Below are 18,200 nucleotides of genomic sequence, written 5' to 3'. Positions count from 1 at the left end.
CTCGGCGCATCCCTGCGCCTCGCCCCGGCCGGAAGGCAAACGCCTCAGCGATTTACAGCCGGACCAGGGCATCGCTGACAGCCCTCAGTCATTTAGAAAGCAACTTTATTGCTTCTGCATAAAAAAATTACTGGGGATCCCTCAGCCCACAGGGAGAGGGAGAAAACCCCACCGGGCAAAAAACTACGATGCCGCAATAAACAGATCCCGCAGTTGATGAAGCTGATCGCGGATTTGCGCAGCCTCTTCGAACTCCAGATTCTGCGCGTGCTGCATCATCTGCCCTTCCAGCTCGTGGATCTTTTGCTGCAACGCTTTCGGGGTCAGCGCGACGGTATCCTCTTCCACCACTGAACGGGCCTTGCCGCGGCCTTTCGCTTTGGTCTTCGCAATGTTCTGACCCAGCGCCAGGATATCCACCACCTTCTTGTTCAGCCCCTGCGGCGTGATGCCGTGCTCTTCGTTATAGCGCTGCTGCTTCTCGCGACGACGTTCCGTTTCGCCAATCGCTTTGGCCATCGACGGGGTGATTTTATCCCCGTACAGAATCGCCTTCCCGTTGACGTTACGCGCGGCACGGCCAATGGTCTGGATCAGCGAGCGCTCGGAACGCAGGAAGCCCTCTTTGTCCGCATCCAGAATCGCCACCAGCGACACTTCCGGCATATCCAGACCTTCTCGCAGAAGGTTGATACCCACCAGCACGTCGAACTCGCCCAGGCGCAGGTCGCGGATGATCTCCATACGCTCCACGGTATCAATATCCGAGTGCAGATACCGCACCTTCTCGCCGTGTTCTTCCAGATACTCCGTCAAATCCTCCGCCATACGTTTGGTGAGCGTGGTCACCAGTACACGCTCGTTGATGGCGGAACGGGCACGTATTTCCGAGAGCAGATCGTCCACCTGCGTCGCCACCGGACGCACCTCGATAATCGGATCCAGCAGCCCGGTCGGACGCACAACCTGGTCCACCACGTCATCACCGGATTTCTCCAGCTCGTAGTTGCCCGGCGTCGCCGATACGTAGATGGTCTGCGGAGCAAGCGCCTCAAATTCTTCAAACTTCATCGGACGGTTGTCCAGCGCTGATGGCAGTCGGAACCCGTACTCCACCAGCGTCTCTTTACGCGCGCGGTCACCGCGGTACATCCCGCCGATCTGGGGGATCGTAACGTGGGATTCGTCGATCACCAGCAGGCCGTCCGCCGGAAGGTAGTCAAACAGCGTCGGCGGCGCTTCGCCCGGCCCGCGTCCGGAGAGGTAGCGTGAGTAGTTTTCAATGCCGGAGCAGTAGCCCAGCTCGTTCATCATCTCCAGATCGAACTGGGTACGCTGGCTCAGGCGCTGCTCTTCCAGCAGCTTGTTGTTCGCCAGCAGCACCTTGCGGCGGTCTGCCAGCTCAATTTTAATCTCTTCCATCGCCTGTACGATACGCTCGCGTGGCGTCACGTAGTGCGTTTTTGGGTAGATGGTGAAGCGCTGGATCACCGACTCCACATGACCGGTCAGCGGATCGAACAGCGACAGGCGTTCAACCTCTTCATCGAACAGCTCCACGCGCAGCGCCATGTCGTCCGATTCCGCCGGGAAGATATCAATAACCTCACCACGTACGCGGAAGGTCCCGCGCTGGAACGCCTGATCGTTACGGGTGTACTGCAGCTCCGCCAGACGGCGCAAAATTGCACGCTGATCGATGATCATCCCCTGCGTCAGGTGCAGCATCATCTTGAGATAGAGATCCGGATCGCCCAGGCCGTAGATCGCCGACACCGAGGCCACCACCACCACATCACGACGCTCCAGCAGCGCCTTGGTCGCCGACAAACGCATCTGCTCGATATGTTCGTTCACCGAGGCATCTTTCTCGATAAACGTGTCGGAGCTGGGAACGTAGGCTTCCGGCTGGTAGTAGTCGTAGTAGGAGACGAAATACTCCACCGCGTTTTCCGGGAAGAACTCTTTCATCTCACCATACAGCTGCGCCGCCAGCGTTTTGTTCGGCGCAAGAACCATAGTAGGACGCTGGAGATCGGCGATGACGTTGGCAATAGTGAAGGTTTTACCCGAACCGGTTACCCCCAGCAGGGTCTGGTGCGCCAGCCCGTCTTCCAGCCCCTCTTCCAGGCGACGAATGGCCTCGGGCTGATCCCCGGAAGGACGGAAAGCAGAATTCAATTTGAACGGTTTACTCATGGGCGACGACCTGATGACAGAATAAGCGGCAGGTGAGTAATTTTACTCGTTGTGGCCAGGATTGCCAGTAAAAAACACTGGATGGAAAACCAGTAGCGTGTCAGGATATTTAGCGTAGCGCAGAGAGGATTAGTGCGTTCGCGAGCTAAATTTCAACTGTGACAATATAAAACACCAGCCTCAGGGGGTTATCCCCAGAACTATTACTTTTTTAACATTTGTCAAGGGCGGTTATGAAAGTTTTATGGCAACAGGTGTCGCTGGCGCTGAGGGAATTGCTTTTATCTAATTCGTTAAAAAATATAGACTATTTCCTAAAGCCGCGTTTCGCATCAATTTGGGCGTAACCCGCGTGTTCTCTCGCTTATCGCGTGTTTTCTAACTCTAATGCACAAGGTTATCCACAGGAATAGTGGATAACTGCCTCCAGCCCGTACAGCATGCACTCCAGCAAATTCCCGGTTTTTCCCACGAAGCGGCAGTAAAAAATTTTTATCACTCTTTTTTGCCTGGAAAACGTTCATTTTTTCATAAGTAACCGGCGAGATCTTAATCACAATTCCGTCATTTTCCCTGCACCACGATTCGACACGCACGGCACCGGGAGCGTGCAATTCGAACAAACGTTAAGCTTTTAGCAGTGGGTTATTCCTAAAAATGGCTCTTTTTTAATCATTATTTTGTTTCTGGCAGGCGTTTTGCAGATATCAGCCTGAGCATTACCCCACACATTTTTAAGGAGAGAAAGATGTTGAGTCTGCGTGCTGTAAATCAGTTTTACGGAAGCCAACATACGCTATGGAACGTGAATATCGATTTCCCGCAAGGCATCTGTACGGGCATTGTTGGCCTGCCTGGCATGGGTAAATCCACGCTCATGAACTGCATTACCGGAAAGGTGCCCGTTGAGAGCGGCACCATCATCTGGCATGAGGCTGGCGCGCCGCCGCGTAATTTGCTCAGCCCTGCGTCAGCATTCACGGCGCCGCCAACGATAGGCTACGTCCCGCAGGATCGGCGGATATTTTCCCAGCTGACCGTCGATGAAAATCTGCATATCGCTATGCGGGCGACGGGGAAATCCGACCCGACATCAAAAAATGACGTGTACGCCCTGTTTCCGGAGCTCTATCCGCTGCGACAGAGCCGTGCCTCTGCGCTGTCCCCCGACGACCAGTATCAGCTGGCCCTCGCCAGTGCGCTGGTTAATCGCCCGCGCGTGTTGATTCTGGATGAGCCCATGTATGGCGCAGGGCAAGGCTTCGCCCGCAGGCTGGGTCAACTGCTGGTACGGTTGAATCGGGAGCTGGGAATGACGGTGCTGTTAGCGGAGCAACAGCTGTCGTTTATCCGCCGGGTAGCGGATCGTTTCTGCATGCTCTATCGCGGGCGTAACGTGGCACAGGGCCACGTTAACGAGCTGGATGACGACCTTATTGCGCACTGGATGGCGCGGGACATAATGCGCTGAGGTCAAGATAGCGTCCGGTTTCCGCCTGCTCTGCGCCGTCGGCAAGCCACGGGATCTCGCCGAGAAACGGCGCAGGCAGCACCCGCTTCAGCGTCGCCAGATACTCAGCATGACGTTTACCCGGCGCAACCACGTCATTGGCAATCCACCCTGCCAGACGCAACCCGGCCTGCTGCACGGCCTGAGCGGTCAGCATGGCGTGATTGATACAGCCAAGCTTCACCCCCACCACCAGAATGACCGGAAGCTGTTCGGCCCGCACCCAGTCAGCAAATGTCTGCTCGTCGGACAGCGGGGTAAACCAGCCGCCAGCCCCCTCCACCAGCACCCAGTCGGCCTGCGTTTCCAGGTCGCGTAATCCGGAAGAGAGCACCGAAAAATCAATCGGAAGTTCTTCATCGGCGCTGACGATGTGCGGCGAGGTGGGTTCAGCAAAGGTATAGGGGTTCACCGCAGAATAGGCCAGCGCAAGGCTGCTGTTACGCTGTAGCGCCAGCGCATCAGTATTGCGTAAGCCTTCCGGCGTCATCTCGCTGCCGGAGGCTACGGGCTTATACCCGGCCGTTGTTTTCCCCAGCAGACGCGCCGCCTGCAACAGCGCGGCGCTGGCAACCGTTTTACCGACTTCGGTGTCCGTACCGGTAACAAAATAACGTTCAGTCACGTTCAATAATCCCATGAAAAAGATGATAAGAGAGCGGGAACCGGCCCCGATCCTGCGGCCAGGCCAGCCCGAGACGCTGGAGTTGTCCGCGGGTAAGGGGTTTCTTCTCCCGACCGGCGTGCAGGTGCGTCGCGCCTATGCCCTTAAGAGAGCGCATGGCGCATAACGCATCGCTAAATTCGAGGGTGACGGTCTGGACCTCACTGCGATAGCGCCAGCCTGCCAGCGCCTGAGTGACCTGTTCGTGCGAGAGAAACCGGTTGGCGTGCGGCTGCGCATCCACCGCCCTCCACGCCTGATTCAGCTCCGGCAACGAACTTTCCAGCAGGGTGGTAAAGGCCACCGCTCCGCCGGGCCGTGCCACGCGGTAAAGCTCGCGTAGCGCCTGCGACAGGCTGGTGCACCACTGCACCGCCAGATGGCTCCAGACGAGGTCAAAAAGCGCATCCTCCAGCGGGATGGCCTCGATATCGGCCACCAGATAACGGTCTGCTGACTGCTGCTGGCGGGCTTCATCCAGCATCTGCGCGGATAAATCCAGCGCCGTGACGTGGCTGCCCGTTGCGCGCCAGTAGCGGCTATTGCCGCCTGGCCCGCAGCCCGCGTCCAGCACCTGCATAAAATGCCCCTCCCCGAGCGCGGCCAGCAGCCCGCGCGCGCTCAGGCGTTGCAGCTCATCGTGCTGTGAATAGCTTTGCGCTGCCCGGCCAAACGCAGCGGCAACGGCCTGTTTATTGACGGGAGACATACAGTGCCTCCAGAAGCGTATCGATATCCTGCGGCTCGTGCGCTGCCGTAAGCGTCAGACGCAAGCGCGCGGTGCCTGGCGGCACGGTGGGTGGGCGGATCGCCGTGACCCACTGCCCGCGTTCTCGTAGCGCCTGTGCCAGCATCAGCGCCCGATGGTTTTCACCCACAATCACGGGCTGAATGGCGCTGTGCGAGTCGGTAAGCCGGTAAGGCTGTTCGCTTACCCCCCGGCGGAAACGCTGAATATGGTCGGCCAGGCGAGCCCGGCGTTCAGCGCCGTCTTCGCCGCGGATCACCGCAAGCGACGCAGAGAGTGCCACGGCCTGCGCCGGGGGCATGCTGGTGCTGTAGATCAGGTGCCGGGCGAACTGCACCAGGTAGTCGGCCACCGGCTCGCTGCACAACACCGCGGCACCGCTGACGCCGAAGCCTTTGCCGAAGGTGACCACCAGCAGTTCCGGCCTGACGCCCTGCTGATAAGCGCTTCCGCGCCCCTCCTCGCCGGTGACGCCAATGCCGTGGGCATCGTCGACCAGCAGCCAGGCGTTCTGTTGTTTTGCGGCGTCGTGCAACGCGGCCAGGGGCGCGCTGTCGCCGTCCATGCTAAATACCCCTTCCGTGACCGCCAGCTGAAGCCCTGAACAGGGTTTACCCAGCAGGACGTTCAGCTGAGAGGCATCGTTATGGGCAAAACGCCGCAGCTGTGCCGGGCTGAGACTGGCGGCTTCAAGCAGGGAGGCGTGGCTCAGGCGGTCCGCGATGATGCGGTCGTCTTTGCCCATCAGGGCGGCAATCACCGCCTGATTCGCGGCAAAACCGGAGATAAACAACAGCGCCCGCGGGTAGCCCAGCCAGTCGGCCAACGCTTCCTCCAGCGCCTGATGGGCCGTGGTGTAGCCGCTGACGTGCCCGGAGCCACCGCTGCCCACGCCGTAACGATCCGCGCCCTGCTGCCAGGCACGAACGATTTGCGGGTGCTGGCTCAGGCCCAGATAATCGTTGCTGGAGAAATTACAGAACCGCTCTCCTTCCCGGGTGAGAAAACGGCCTGCACCGTTTTCCACTACCCTGCGTACCCGAAATGCATCCGCCGCCCGCCGCTCGTCGAGCGCGGTCCTGATACGTGCCTGCCAGGTCATACGGCTGCCGCGTTGTAGAACTGGTCAGTGTCGGCGTTGAAAATCTGCTGCTCCAGCTGCTGCTGTTGCTCGTTATCCCCCGCCTGTACCCCGGTCTGGTGTGGGTTCAGCCCCAGCTTGCGGAACAGCTGAACGTCTTTGTCCTCTTCCGGGTTTGGTGTGGTCAGCAGTTTGCAACCGTAGAAGATGGAGTTGGCCCCGGCCATAAAGCACATCGCCTGGGTCTGCTCGCTCATCTGCTCGCGACCGGCAGAGAGGCGAACGTAAGAGGTTGGCATCATGATGCGCGCCACCGCGATGGTGCGGATGAAATCGAAGGCATCCACGTCCTCATTATCCGCCAGCGGCGTACCTTTTACCTTCACCAGCATGTTGATGGGCACACTTTCCGGCGGGGTCGGCAGGTTCGCCAACTGTAACAGCAGGCCGGCACGATCTTTTACCGTTTCGCCCAGTCCCACGATCCCGCCGGAACAGACCTTGATCCCCGCATCACGCACTTTATCCAGCGTATCCAGACGCTCCTGATAGGTGCGCGTGGTGATGATGTTGCCGTAGAATTCCGGCGAGGTATCGAGGTTGTGATTGTAGTAATCCAGCCCTGCCGCCGAGAGGCGCTGCGCCTGCTCCTCGTTAAGCGTACCCAAGGTCATGCAGGCTTCAAGCCCCATCTCCTTCACGCCCTTCACCATCTGCTCCAGATAGGGCATGTCGCGGTCATGGGGGTTTTTCCACGCCGCGCCCATGCAGAAGCGGGTTGAGCCAGCGTTTTTGGCCTTGCGCGCGGAGTCGAGCACCTGCTCGACTTCCATCAGGCGCTCGGATTCGAGACCGGTTTTATAGCGCGCGCTTTGCGGGCAATATTTGCAGTCTTCCGGGCAAGCCCCGGTTTTAATCGACAGCAGCGTGCTGACCTGAACATGACGCGGATCGAAGTGCTGGCGGTGCACCTGTTGCGCCTCAAACATCAGCTCCAGGAAAGGTTTGTTGAATAATTCAGTGACTTGCGACATCGTCCAGCGTGCGTGGTGAGCCATCGGGCTTCTCCAAAGGGTTTTGTTAATTGTCGGTTCGGTTTATACTTGTAAACCTAAAACTTTTCAAAATGGTTTACAAGTCGATTATGACCCAGGACGATCTCGCCTTCGACAAGCAGCATATCTGGCACCCTTACACCTCCACGACCCGCCCCCTTCCCGTCTATCCGGTAGCCTCGGCCCACGGCTGCGAGCTGCATCTCGCCAGCGGCGAGCGGCTTGTTGACGGGATGTCCTCCTGGTGGGCGGCGATCCATGGCTACAACCACCCGCGTCTGAACGCGGCGATGAAAGCGCAGATTGACCAGATGTCACACGTGATGTTTGGCGGGATCACGCATCAGCCCGCGGTGGATTTATGCCGTCGCCTGGTAGCGATGACGCCTGAATCGCTGGAGTGTGTTTTCCTGGCTGATTCCGGCTCGGTGGCCGTGGAAGTGGCGATGAAAATGGCGTTGCAGTACTGGCATGCGAAGGGCGAAACGCGCCAGCGGTTCCTCACCTTCCGCAACGGCTATCACGGCGACACCTTCGGGGCGATGTCGGTGTGCGATCCGGACAACTCCATGCACAGCCTGTGGAAAGGCTACCTGCCGGAAAACCTGTTTGCGCCAGCCCCGCAGAGCCGCTTCGACGGCGAATGGGACGAGATGGACATGGTGGGCTTCGCGCGGTTGATGGCGGCCCATCGCCACGAGATTGCCGCCGTTATTCTCGAACCGATTGTGCAGGGCGCCGGCGGAATGCGGATGTATCACCCCGAGTGGCTGAAGCGCATTCGGAAGTTGTGCGACCGCGAAGGAATTTTGCTGATTGCCGATGAGATCGCCACCGGCTTTGGCCGTACCGGGAAGCTGTTTGCCTGCGAGCATGCGGGGATCGCGCCGGATATTCTGTGCCTGGGGAAAGCGCTCACCGGCGGCACCATGACGCTCTCCGCCACGCTCACCACCCGCCAGGTTGCCGACACCATCAGCGACGGCGACGCGGGCTGCTTTATGCACGGCCCGACGTTTATGGGCAACCCGCTGGCCTGCGCCGTGGCAAGCGAAAGCCTCGCCATTCTGGAGAGCGGCGAGTGGCAGACGCAGGTGGCGGCGATTGAGGCGCAGCTGAAGCAGCAGCTAAGCGCGGCGGCGGATGCGGAATACGTCGCGGACGTCCGCGTGCTGGGCGCCATCGGGGTGATCGAGACAACGCATCCGGTGAACATGGCCGCGTTGCAGCGCTTCTTCGTTGACCAGGGCGTTTGGGTGCGACCTTTCGGTAAGCTGATTTACCTCATGCCGCCGTACAGCATTTCTCCGGATCAGCTCCACAAGCTGACCGGGGCAGTGGTTAAAGCCGTTAACATATCAGCGCATTTCACGATTTAACCCCATGCGTTACACTTTCTGAATGAGTGAGTAACGAGGGAAATAGGATGAAAATCATCAGTAAAGATTTGCGCGACGGCGAAAAGCTGCCGGAACGTCACGTGTTTAACGGGATGGGTTATCAGGGAGATAATATCTCTCCCCATCTGGCGTGGGACGATGTACCAGCGGGAACCAAAAGTTTTGTCGTGACCTGCTACGATCCGGATGCGCCAACCGGCTCGGGCTGGTGGCACTGGATCGTGGCAAACCTGCCCGCCGACACCCGCGTGCTGCCGCAGGGTTCCGGTTCCGATCTGGTTGCCCTGCCCGACGGTGCGATTCAGACCCGCACGGACTTTGGCAAAGCGGGCTACGGCGGCGCGGCGCCGCCAAAAGGGGAAACGCACCGCTATATCTTCACGGTGCACGCGCTGGATGTGGACAAGATTGAGGTTGACGAAGGGGCGAGCGGGGCAATGGTAGGCTTTAACGTCCATTTCCATTCGCTGGGCAGCGCGTCGATTACGGCGATGTATTCATAAAAAAAGCCGGGTGGCGGCTACGCCTTACCCGGACTACATTTCGTATTCGTAGGCCCGGTAAGCGCAGGCCACCGGGCAAAAAAATCACAGCACGGAAGGTAGCAGTCCTGCAAGGGTTTCTTCTTCCAGAAGCTGTATCGCCTTATCAATATCCGGCGCAAAGAAGCGGTCCTCATCGTAGTGCGTAACGTGCTCGCGCAGCGTATGACGCGCCTGCTCCAGCAGCGGGCTGGATTTTAGCCCTTCGCGTAAATCAATACCCTGACACGCCGCCAGCCATTCCACCGCCAGCACGCCGCGGGTGTTGGAGGCCATCTCCCACAGTCGACGCCCGGCAGCCGGGGCCATCGAAACGTGATCTTCCTGATTTGCTGACGTTGGCAGGCTGTCCACGCTGTGCGGATGCGACAGGGCTTTGTTTTCGCTTGCCAGTGCCGCGGCGGTGACCTGGGCGATCATAAAGCCCGAGTTCACGCCGCCGTTGCGCACCAGGAACGGCGGCAGCTGGGACATGTGTTTATCCATCATTAGTGCGATTCGACGCTCGGACAAGGCTCCAATTTCGGCCATCGCCAGCGCGATATTATCTGCGGCCATCGCCACCGGCTCGGCGTGGAAGTTGCCGCCGGAGACCACCTCGTTTTCCTGAGCAAACACCAGTGGGTTGTCGGACACCGCATTGGCCTCCACCAGCAGCACTTCTGCCGCCTGGCGAAGCTGCGTCAGGCATGCGCCCATCACCTGCGGCTGACAGCGCAGAGAATACGGATCCTGCACCTTCTCGCAGTTGTGATGCGAATCGGCAATGTCGCTGGTATCGGTAAGTACGTGGCGGTACATGGCTGCGGCATCAATCTGACCACGCTGGCCGCGCACCTCGTGGATGCGGGCATCGAACGGACGACGCGAGCCGAGCACCGCTTCAGTGGTCAGCGCACCACACACCACCGCGGAAGCGAACAGATCTTCCGCTTCAAACAGGCCGCGCAGCGCAAAGGCCGTCGACGCCTGCGTGCCGTTGAGCAGCGCCAGCCCTTCTTTTGCCGCGAGGGTGATCGGCGCTAAGCCGGCTTTTTTCAGCGCCTCTTTCGCAGGCAGCCACTCCCCTTGCCAGCGCGCCTTGCCTTCACCCAGCAGGAGCAGCGACATATGCGCCAGCGGTGCCAGATCGCCGGAAGCTCCGACGGAGCCCTTCGCCGGGATCCACGGATAAACTTCCGCATTCACCAGCGCCATCAGCGCCTGGATCACGCTCAGACGAATGCCGGAAAACCCACGCGCCAGGCTGTTGATTTTCAACACCATCATCAGGCGGACGATCTCATCGTCCAGCGGCTGGCCAACCCCCGCCGCGTGCGACAACACCAGCGAACGTTGTAAATTCTCCAGATCGTGCGTGGCAATGCGGGTCTGTGCCAGCAGGCCAAACCCGGTATTGATGCCGTAGGCGGTGCGCCCCTCCGCTACAATCGCCTCCACGCAGGCCACGCTGTCGTTAATGGCACGGTGGGCGCTTTCATCAAGGGCGAGTGTCACCGGCTGACGCCAGACGTGACGCAGCTGTTTGAGCGACAAAGAGCCGGGAGTAAGTGTTAACGCGTTCATGCAGGCTTTCCTTGTGTGGCGGGGATCATCGGCAGGTTCAGGCCCTGCTCTTTGGCACAATCAATGGCAATCTCGTAACCCGCATCCGCGTGGCGCATTACGCCGGTTGCCGGGTCGTTATGCAGCACGCGAGCAATACGTGCCGCCGCTTCGTCGGTACCGTCACAGACGATGACCATCCCGGAGTGCTGGGAGAAGCCCATCCCGACGCCGCCGCCGTGGTGCAGCGACACCCAGGTTGCGCCACTGGCGGTGTTCAGCAGGGCATTCAGCAGCGGCCAGTCGGAGACCGCATCCGAGCCGTCGCGCATGGCTTCGGTTTCACGGTTCGGACTGGCGACAGAGCCGGAGTCCAGGTGGTCGCGGCCAATGACGATCGGCGCGGAGATTTCGCCGCTGCGCACCATTTCGTTAAAGGCGAGGCCGAGTTTTTGCCGCCACTCCAGCCCGACCCAGCAGATACGCGCTGGCAGGCCCTGGAAATTAATGCGCTCGCCCGCCATGTCCAGCCAGCGGTGCAGATGTTCGTCGTCGGCGACAATCTCTTTTACTCTGGCGTCGGTTTTGTAGATATCCTCCGGGTCGCCGGACAGGGCAACCCAGCGGAACGGCCCGATGCCGCGGCAGAACAGCGGACGAATATAGGCGGGCACGAAGCCGGGGAAGTCAAAGGCGTTATTCACCCCCATCTCTTTCGCCATCTGGCGGATGTTATTCCCGTAATCAAAGGTCGGAATACCCATCTTACTGAAGGCCAGCATCGCGGAGACGTGTTCCGCCATGGCGCGTTTAGCCGCCAGTACCGTGCCCTCAGGATCGGTTTCCGCTTTTTGCTGGTAATCTTCCCACGTCCAGCCTTTTGGCAGGTAACCATGAAGCGGATCGTGAGCGCTGGTCTGGTCGGTGACCAGATCCGGACGCACGCCGCGCGCCACCAGTTCCGGCAGAATATCCGCCGCGTTGCCGCACAGGGCAACCGACACGGCTTTGCCTTCAGCGGTGTACTTTTTGATGCGCGCCAGCGCGTCATCGAGGTTGTCGGCCTGTTCATCGACATAGCGGGTACGCAGACGGAAATCGATGCGGCTCTGCTGGCACTCAATGTTCAGGGAGCACGCGCCGGCCAGCGTCGCGGCCAGCGGCTGCGCGCCGCCCATGCCGCCCAGTCCGGCGGTGAGCACCCAGCGGCCTTTCAGTGAGCCGTTATAGTGCTGTCGGCCCGCTTCCACGAAGGTTTCATAGGTGCCCTGCACAATCCCCTGGCTGCCGATGTAGATCCAGCTACCCGCGGTCATCTGGCCGTACATGGCCAGCCCTTTTGCGTCCAGCTCGTTGAAGTGTTCCCACGTCGCCCAGTGCGGCACCAGGTTGGAGTTGGCAATCAGCACACGGGGCGCATTTTTATGGGTTTTGAATACGCCAACCGGTTTGCCGGATTGCACCAGCAGCGTTTCGTCGTTTTCGAGATTCGTCAAAGACTCGACAATCGCGTCATAGCACGCCCAGTTGCGCGCGGCGCGGCCAATGCCGCCGTAGACCACCAGCTCATGGGGATTCTCTGCTACCTCAGGATCAAGGTTGTTCATTAACATGCGCAGCGGTGCTTCGGTGAGCCAGCTTTTTGCGGTGAGCGTGGTGCCGCGCGCGGCGCGGACATCCTGCTTGCGGTATTTATCTGACGACATTGTGTGTTCCTCATAAGGGACAGGTGATGCATTTAGATATACTTGTATAGACAAGCACACACAAGGTCGGATTTAACAAAAAAGATACAATTTTGCTATATTGCGTTAGCGATCACGCTTATAAAACTTATGACATAAAGTGGCCCTGCAACCGGTAACGATTCCCCGGGAACAGCAGCTTCGCATGCGACACGATCTGCGAGGATGACCAGGTACGACGGCGGATCAGCAGGCAGGGATCGTGCTCTTTAATACGCAACAACTCGCACTCCTGAGGCGTGGCGCGCACGGCCTCCACGATATGCTCCCCTTCCGTCAGCGGGGCGACGAGCGAGAGATACGCATGCGGTGTGGTTTGGGTGTAATCCTGGTTCAGGTAGTCCGGGATCCGCTCCGCGTTGACGCAGCGATCTTCAATCTGGACCGGAATATCGTTCTCATAATGCACCATCACCGAATGGAAGATCCGGGTGCCCTCATTAACGTTCAGCTCAATGGCCTGTTCGGCGCTGGCCTGCGTCTCTTCAAGCACCAGCACTTCGCAGTGGTGCTGATGGTTGCGGGCGGCAATTTCATCGGCAATGCTGCGGATTTCAAACAGCGCCGACTGTCCTTTTGGCTCGGCGACAAAGGTTCCGACACCCTGCAAACGCACCAGCAACCCTTCATCGGTCAGTTCCCGCAGTGCCCGGTTAATGGTCATTCGACTAAAGCCAAACTGCGCGACCAGTTCAGCTTCGGAGGGAATACGGTCGTGTGGACGCCAGACGCCGGCAGCAATTTTTTCGCTGATCGCCTTTTTCACCTTCTCATAAAAAGGTGCGGGTGGGCTGGAGGGTTGCTGCGGTGAGCGTGAAAACATGCTGACTCCTGTAATGTGGTTATGCCCACCAGTGAGCAATTTGCCAGGCCAGTCGGGCGGCAAGCTTCGCCCCCTGACCGTCCCGGTCGTAGTGCGGATTATATTCCACCAGATCCGCCGCCTGTAGTTTACCGCTTCGGCAGATACGCTCAATCACCGGGAACAGATCCAGCGCCGGGATCCCCAACGCCGCAGGGGCGGATACGGCGGGCATTTCTGCGGCGGGCAGCACATCGAGGTCAATGGTGAGATAAACCCGGTCTGCCTGCGCAAGCACGCTATCCAGCGCGGATAGCGCATCCCGGCGAAAATCGAGATCTTCAACCAGCATCACGTTCAACCGTTCAGCTTCCTCCCACAGCGCCTGGGTATTCGCCGCACGGCTTACCCCCAGGCAGGCATAGTGAAACGCCCGCGACTGCGACGCGCAGTAGTGCGCCAGCTGGCGGAACGGCGTGCCAGACGTAGCCCGTTCAGCCTTACGTAAATCGAGGTGCGCATCCAGGTTGATCACCGCAATGCGATCGTTCGGAAAGGCATCCAGCACGCCGCGCCCGTGCGCCCAGGCGGTTTCATGTCCACCGCCGAAAACCAGAGTACGCATCCCGGATTGCTGGCACGCGGTAATGGCCTCGCTCAGCGCCTGCTGTGCCGCCTCCAGCGCATTGCCTTCAACAAAAATGGAGCCCATATCCACGAGGCGCGCATGCCCCTGATGGCTCGCCATATTCGCCAGCGCGCCGCGCAGCACATCGGGAGCCTGTGCAGCACCGGGCCTGCCCTGGTTACGCTTAACCCCTTCATCACATTCAAAGCCCAGCAGGGCGATGCCTGACGGCACGGGTGCAAAGTGTTCGCGCTGCTGTATGGTCTGGAAGAGACGTTTCGCGGTGCTGGATTCGGCGCTGTCGTCACGACCCTGCCAGACCTGCGGGGAAACGGGATGCCACAATTTCATGCTACCTGCCCCCGAAACACGCGTTGATATAAAGGATTCCGCCCCGGCTCGTAAACCATCTCAACCGGATGATTCGCCTCCCAGACGACGAAATCAGCCACATAACCGGGCTTTAACTGCCCGTGCGTCGCGCCACGACCTAGCGCCTGCGCCGCATGCCGCGTCACGCCAGCCCAGGCCTCTTCGGGCGTGAGGCCAAACTGGACGCAGGCCATGTTCATTGCCAGATGCAGGCTGGCAAACGGGCTGGTGCCCGGGTTGTAGTCGGTAGCCACCGCCATCGGCACGCCCTGCTCTCTGAGCTGCGCCACCGGTGGACGCTGGCGCTCCTGAAGAAAATAGAACGCGCCGGGGAGCAATACCGCCACCGTGCCGCTTTGCGCCATCGCCTGAATACCTGCATCATCGAGATACTCAATATGATCGGCCGACAGCCCCTTATACTGGCTGACCAGCGCCGCGCCGCCCAGATTCGACAGCTGCTCTACATGCCCTTTAACCGGTATCCCGAGCGCGGCGGCGGCCTGGAACAGGCGCTCGGTTTGCGCCGGGGTAAAGCCGACGTTTTCACAAAACACGTCCACCGCTTCAAATAACTCTTTTTGCCACAGCGTGGGCATGATCTGCTCACAGACCAGCGTGAGATAGGCATCCGGATCCTGTCGGTACTCGGCAGGAACGGCGTGCGCGGCCAGCAGCGTCGGGCTGATATCGACCAGATTGTTCAGGCTGAGCTGGCGGGCAACCAGCAGCATTTTCTCTTCGGCCTGGGCATTCAGTCCGTATCCCGATTTGATTTCAATGGTCGTTACGCCTTCATTCATCAGCCGCTGGAGCCGCTGCTGTGCCACCGTCAGGAGCATTTCCGGCGAACTGTTGCGGGTCGCCGTGACCGTGGCGTTAATACCGCCGCCCTGCGCGCTGATGGTCTGATACGACACGCCGTTAAGCCGTTGCTCCCATTCCGCTGCGCGATCGCCGCCGAACACCAGATGGGTGTGGCAATCGATCAGGCCGGGAGTAACCAGACGCCCGTCGAGATCGACACACTGACGATGCCCGGAGGGGATCTCGGCTTCAGGAATAACGGCCGCAATCGTCTGGCCGCGCACGACGAGGGCATGTTGTTCTTTCAGACCATAGGGTTCCGGCTCACCTGTTGCCAGGGTCGCCAGTCGCGCATTTCGCCATATCACATCATCGGGATGAAGCTGCTGCATGTGCCTTCCGCTTGTCATGGGTTGTATAGACATTTATTTTCATCTGTCACCTGCTGTCAACCGCCTTGCAGGAAAATGTTATTTATTTGTGATGACTTTCCCGTCGCCTGCGGGCAAAAATGCAACTTTTCCCGTTTTTATCTTCCCGTTTCGCTCAACTTAGTATAAAAAAGCAGGCTATTTCGTCTATTCAGATAAGACTTGCATACCCAGGAGCATTACCTTGAATATTTCCAGGATTTCCCGTCTGGCGTTGGCACTCGCCTTTGGCGTGACTTTATCCGCTTGCAGTTCAACACCACCGGATCAGCAACCTTCTGAGCAGGTTGCTCCGGGCACCGCTTCCCGTCCGATCCTGTCAGCGGCTGAAGCGAAGAACTTCACCCGTGCGCACTATTTCTCGGCGATGGATCCCAATGCAGCCCCATGGACGCCTTCTTCTATTAACCTGCCGAAACAGCCAGACTTCGTTGTCGGCCCGGCCGGGGCAGAGGGCGTTACGCACACCTCAATTCAGGCAGCTGTTGATGCCGCAATCACCAAACACAGCGCATCTCGTCAGTACATTGCCATCCTGCCGGGTGAATACGAAGGAACCGTTTATGTTCCGGCTGCACCGGGAAGCATTACGCTTTACGGACTTGGCGAAAAAGCGGTCGACGTGAAAATTGGCCTGGCGATTGATTCAGAGATCGACAGCACCACCTGGCGCCATCTGGTGAACCCGGCCGGTAAATACATGCCAGGTAAACCGGCGTGGTATATGTTTGATAACTGCCAGCGCAAACGTGCCGCCACCATTGGCGTGATGTGCTCGGCAGTATTCTGGTCACAGAACAACGGCCTGCAATTGCAGAACCTGACCATTCAGAACACCCTGGGCGACAGCGTTGACGCCGGTAATCACCAGGCCGTGGCGCTGCGTAGCGATGGCGACAAGGTACAGATTAACAACGTCAATATCCTGGGCCGCCAGAATACCTTCTTCGTGACCAACAGCGGCGTGCAGAATACCCTTCAGAACAATCGTCTGACGCGTACTCTGGTCACCAACAGCTACATTGAAGGCGACGTGGATATGGTCTCCGGTCGCGGCGCGGTGGTATTTGATAACACCGACTTCCGCGTGGTGAATTCACGTACGCAGCAGGAAGGTTACGTCTTTGCCCCGGCCACGCAGTCCAATCTGTTCTATGGCTTCCTGGCCGTGAATAGTCGCTTTACTGCTGCTGGCGATGGCGTGGCGCAGCTTGGCCGCTCTCTGGACGTGGACTCCGCCACTAACGGCCAGGTCGTGATCCGCGACAGCGTGATTAACGAAGGCTTTAACATGGCGAAACCGTGGGCGGATGCGGCGATCTCGAAACGTCCTTTCTCCGGCAACACCGGCACGGTGGATGATAAAGACAACGTGCAGCGTAACCTGAACGACGCTAACTTCAACCGCATGTGGGAATACAACAACCGCGGTCTGGGTAGCAAAGTGGTTGCTGAACCGAAGCAGTAAAATGCCTGCTGCCGGGTGGCGGCTACGCCTTACCCGGCCTACCTCATGCATTAACCACGCATAAAAAAACCTCGCATGTGCGAGGTTTTTTTTCGTCTACGGATCAGTGAGCGTTAATCACAACCCACATCGGCCCTTGTCCGACCGCATAGCGTCCTTTCTCTTCCAGTAGACCCTGCACGCCTTTGATTTCATAGAGCGCGATGTGGTGGGATTTCTGCCCCGCCGCAATCAGGTATTTGCCGCTGTGGTCGACATTAAAGCCGCGCGGCTGGGTTTCTGTCGGCTGGAAGCCCTCAACTGCCAGAACGCTGCCGTCTTCAGAGACGCTGAAGACGGTGATCAGACTGGAGGTACGGTCACAGGCATACAGGTGGCGGCCATCCGGCGTGATGTGAATGTCTGCCGCCCAGCGTGTGTCGGAGAAATCAGCTGGCATCATGTCCAGCGTCTGTACGCACTCGATCTGCCCGTTAGGATCGTTCAGCTCCCAGACATCTACCGAGCTGTTCAGCTCGTTAACGACATAGGCATACTGCTGATTCGGGTGGAAGACCATATGGCGCGGGCCTGCGCCTTCCACGGTGGTGACTTCCGCCGGGCTCTGCGCGACCAGATGACCGTCATCGCTCAGGGTAAACAGGCAGATGCGATCCTGCTTCAGCGCTGGCACCCACAGCGTGCGGTTATCCGGCGAAATGTTGGCGGAGTGGCAACCCTCAAGCCCTTCTACCACGTCGACGGTTTCAACGGGAATACCGTCTTCCAGGCGGGTGACGCTCACGCAGCCTGCATTGTAGGAGCCGCTGAAGATAAAGTTGCCTTTATGGTCGGTAGAAATATGGGTCGGGCTGCCCGGCAGCGGCGCTTCTGCGGTATAGGTCAGCGCGCCGTCATCCGGGGAGATGCGGTATGCGAGTACGCGGAATTCCGGGCGTACCCCGACATAAAGAAAACGTTTATCCGGGCTGACGACCATCGGCTGCACCTGGCCTGGCACATCAACAACCTGAACCAGCGTAAGCGAACCTTCTGTATTCAAACGCCAGACATGGATCTGCTGACTTTCAGGACTGGCGGTATAAACGGTTTGTTTCATGAATACTCCTGATTATTTTTAACGGTGAATGCTGAATTGTAGTCCGGGATTTTGCAGGGTTCCGCTCTCGGTGTACCATCCCGACAGACCTTAAATTCAACATT

15 protein-coding genes are annotated in these 18,200 nt (G+C 58.9%); 4 read left to right on the top strand and 11 right to left on the bottom strand.

From position 1 onward, the window contains the following. Positions 1 to 183 precede the first annotated feature (183 nt). On the bottom strand, positions 184 to 2,199 hold the full coding sequence (uvrB, locus tag HP459_RS01640; RefSeq protein ID WP_003858519.1) for an excinuclease ABC subunit UvrB: 2,016 nt from the start codon (positions 2,197 to 2,199) through the stop codon (positions 184 to 186). A 748-nt stretch (positions 2,200 to 2,947) separates the two neighbouring features. On the opposite strand from uvrB, the gene HP459_RS01635 reads away from it, so the two are divergent. Then, entirely contained in the window at positions 2,948 to 3,670 is a 723-nt protein-coding gene (locus HP459_RS01635; protein WP_171935848.1) for an ABC transporter ATP-binding protein, read from the top strand. Here HP459_RS01635 and bioD read toward each other — a convergent pair. The 4 genes from bioD to bioB are packed head-to-tail and all read right to left on the bottom strand — an operon-like array spanning position 3,633 to position 7,260. Then, positions 3,633 to 4,334 carry a dethiobiotin synthase gene (gene bioD, locus HP459_RS01630; RefSeq protein WP_171935847.1) on the bottom strand — a complete coding sequence of 234 codons (702 nt, stop codon included), beginning with the start codon at positions 4,332 to 4,334 and terminating at the stop codon, positions 3,633 to 3,635. The genes HP459_RS01635 and bioD overlap by 38 nt on opposite strands. Further along, on the bottom strand, positions 4,327 to 5,082 hold the full coding sequence (gene bioC / locus HP459_RS01625; RefSeq protein WP_171935846.1) for a malonyl-ACP O-methyltransferase BioC: 756 nt from the start codon (positions 5,080 to 5,082) through the stop codon (positions 4,327 to 4,329). Before bioC ends, bioD begins: the two co-directional genes overlap by 8 nt. Further along, a complete protein-coding gene (gene bioF, locus HP459_RS01620; protein ID WP_171935845.1) occupies positions 5,066 to 6,223 on the bottom strand; it encodes an 8-amino-7-oxononanoate synthase in 1,158 nt (385 codons plus the stop codon). Before bioF ends, bioC begins: the two co-directional genes overlap by 17 nt. Then, complete coding sequence (bioB, locus tag HP459_RS01615) at positions 6,220 to 7,260, bottom strand: biotin synthase BioB (RefSeq protein ID WP_017384942.1); 1,041 nt, start codon at positions 7,258 to 7,260, stop codon at positions 6,220 to 6,222. Before bioB ends, bioF begins: the two co-directional genes overlap by 4 nt. A gap of 68 nt (positions 7,261 to 7,328) precedes the next feature. Between bioB and bioA the strand changes: the two genes are divergently transcribed. Then, positions 7,329 to 8,636 (top strand): adenosylmethionine--8-amino-7-oxononanoate transaminase, encoded by a 1,308-nt coding sequence (gene bioA / locus HP459_RS01610; protein ID WP_171935844.1) that lies wholly within the window; start codon positions 7,329 to 7,331, stop codon positions 8,634 to 8,636. A 47-nt stretch (positions 8,637 to 8,683) separates the two neighbouring features. Beyond that, positions 8,684 to 9,160, top strand: coding sequence for a kinase inhibitor (locus HP459_RS01605; protein WP_003858531.1), 477 nt, complete (start codon positions 8,684 to 8,686; stop codon positions 9,158 to 9,160). Positions 9,161 to 9,244: 84 nt separating this feature from the next. Here the strand turns inward: HP459_RS01605 and hutH are convergent, their stop codons facing one another. The 5 genes from hutH to hutI all read right to left on the bottom strand — a co-directional run bounded on the left by hutH (position 9,245) and on the right by hutI (position 15,490). After that, a complete protein-coding gene (gene hutH / locus HP459_RS01600; protein WP_022647492.1) occupies positions 9,245 to 10,765 on the bottom strand; it encodes a histidine ammonia-lyase in 1,521 nt (506 codons plus the stop codon). Beyond that, on the bottom strand, positions 10,762 to 12,450 hold the full coding sequence (gene hutU, locus HP459_RS01595; protein WP_171935843.1) for a urocanate hydratase: 1,689 nt from the start codon (positions 12,448 to 12,450) through the stop codon (positions 10,762 to 10,764). Before hutU ends, hutH begins: the two co-directional genes overlap by 4 nt. A 127-nt stretch (positions 12,451 to 12,577) precedes the next feature. After that, positions 12,578 to 13,312, bottom strand: a complete 735-nt coding sequence (locus HP459_RS01590) for a histidine utilization repressor (protein ID WP_058677406.1) — start codon at positions 13,310 to 13,312, stop codon at positions 12,578 to 12,580. Positions 13,313 to 13,331: 19 nt separating this feature from the next. Further along, positions 13,332 to 14,270 carry a formimidoylglutamase gene (gene hutG, locus HP459_RS01585; RefSeq protein WP_063150796.1) on the bottom strand — a complete coding sequence of 313 codons (939 nt, stop codon included), beginning with the start codon at positions 14,268 to 14,270 and terminating at the stop codon, positions 13,332 to 13,334. Continuing rightward, a complete protein-coding gene (gene hutI / locus HP459_RS01580; RefSeq protein ID WP_023299627.1) occupies positions 14,267 to 15,490 on the bottom strand; it encodes an imidazolonepropionase in 1,224 nt (407 codons plus the stop codon). The genes hutG and hutI overlap by 4 nt, the downstream gene beginning before the upstream one ends. Before the next feature lie 223 nt (positions 15,491 to 15,713). On the opposite strand from hutI, the gene HP459_RS01575 reads away from it, so the two are divergent. After that, on the top strand, positions 15,714 to 16,997 hold the full coding sequence (locus HP459_RS01575) for a putative acyl-CoA thioester hydrolase (RefSeq protein ID WP_017384948.1): 1,284 nt from the start codon (positions 15,714 to 15,716) through the stop codon (positions 16,995 to 16,997). 103 nt (positions 16,998 to 17,100) lie between these two features. Here HP459_RS01575 and pgl read toward each other — a convergent pair whose 3' ends face one another. Further along, positions 17,101 to 18,096, bottom strand: coding sequence for a 6-phosphogluconolactonase (gene pgl, locus HP459_RS01570; RefSeq protein WP_023305719.1), 996 nt, complete (start codon positions 18,094 to 18,096; stop codon positions 17,101 to 17,103). Positions 18,097 to 18,200: the final 104 nt, after the last annotated feature.

This window comes from Enterobacter sp. CM29 (assembly GCF_013179605.1).
Lineage (GTDB): Bacteria > Pseudomonadota > Gammaproteobacteria > Enterobacterales > Enterobacteriaceae > Enterobacter > Enterobacter intestinihominis.
The sequence above is the reverse complement of the archived record's forward strand: the minus strand, read 5'-3'. Positions and strand labels throughout refer to the sequence as shown.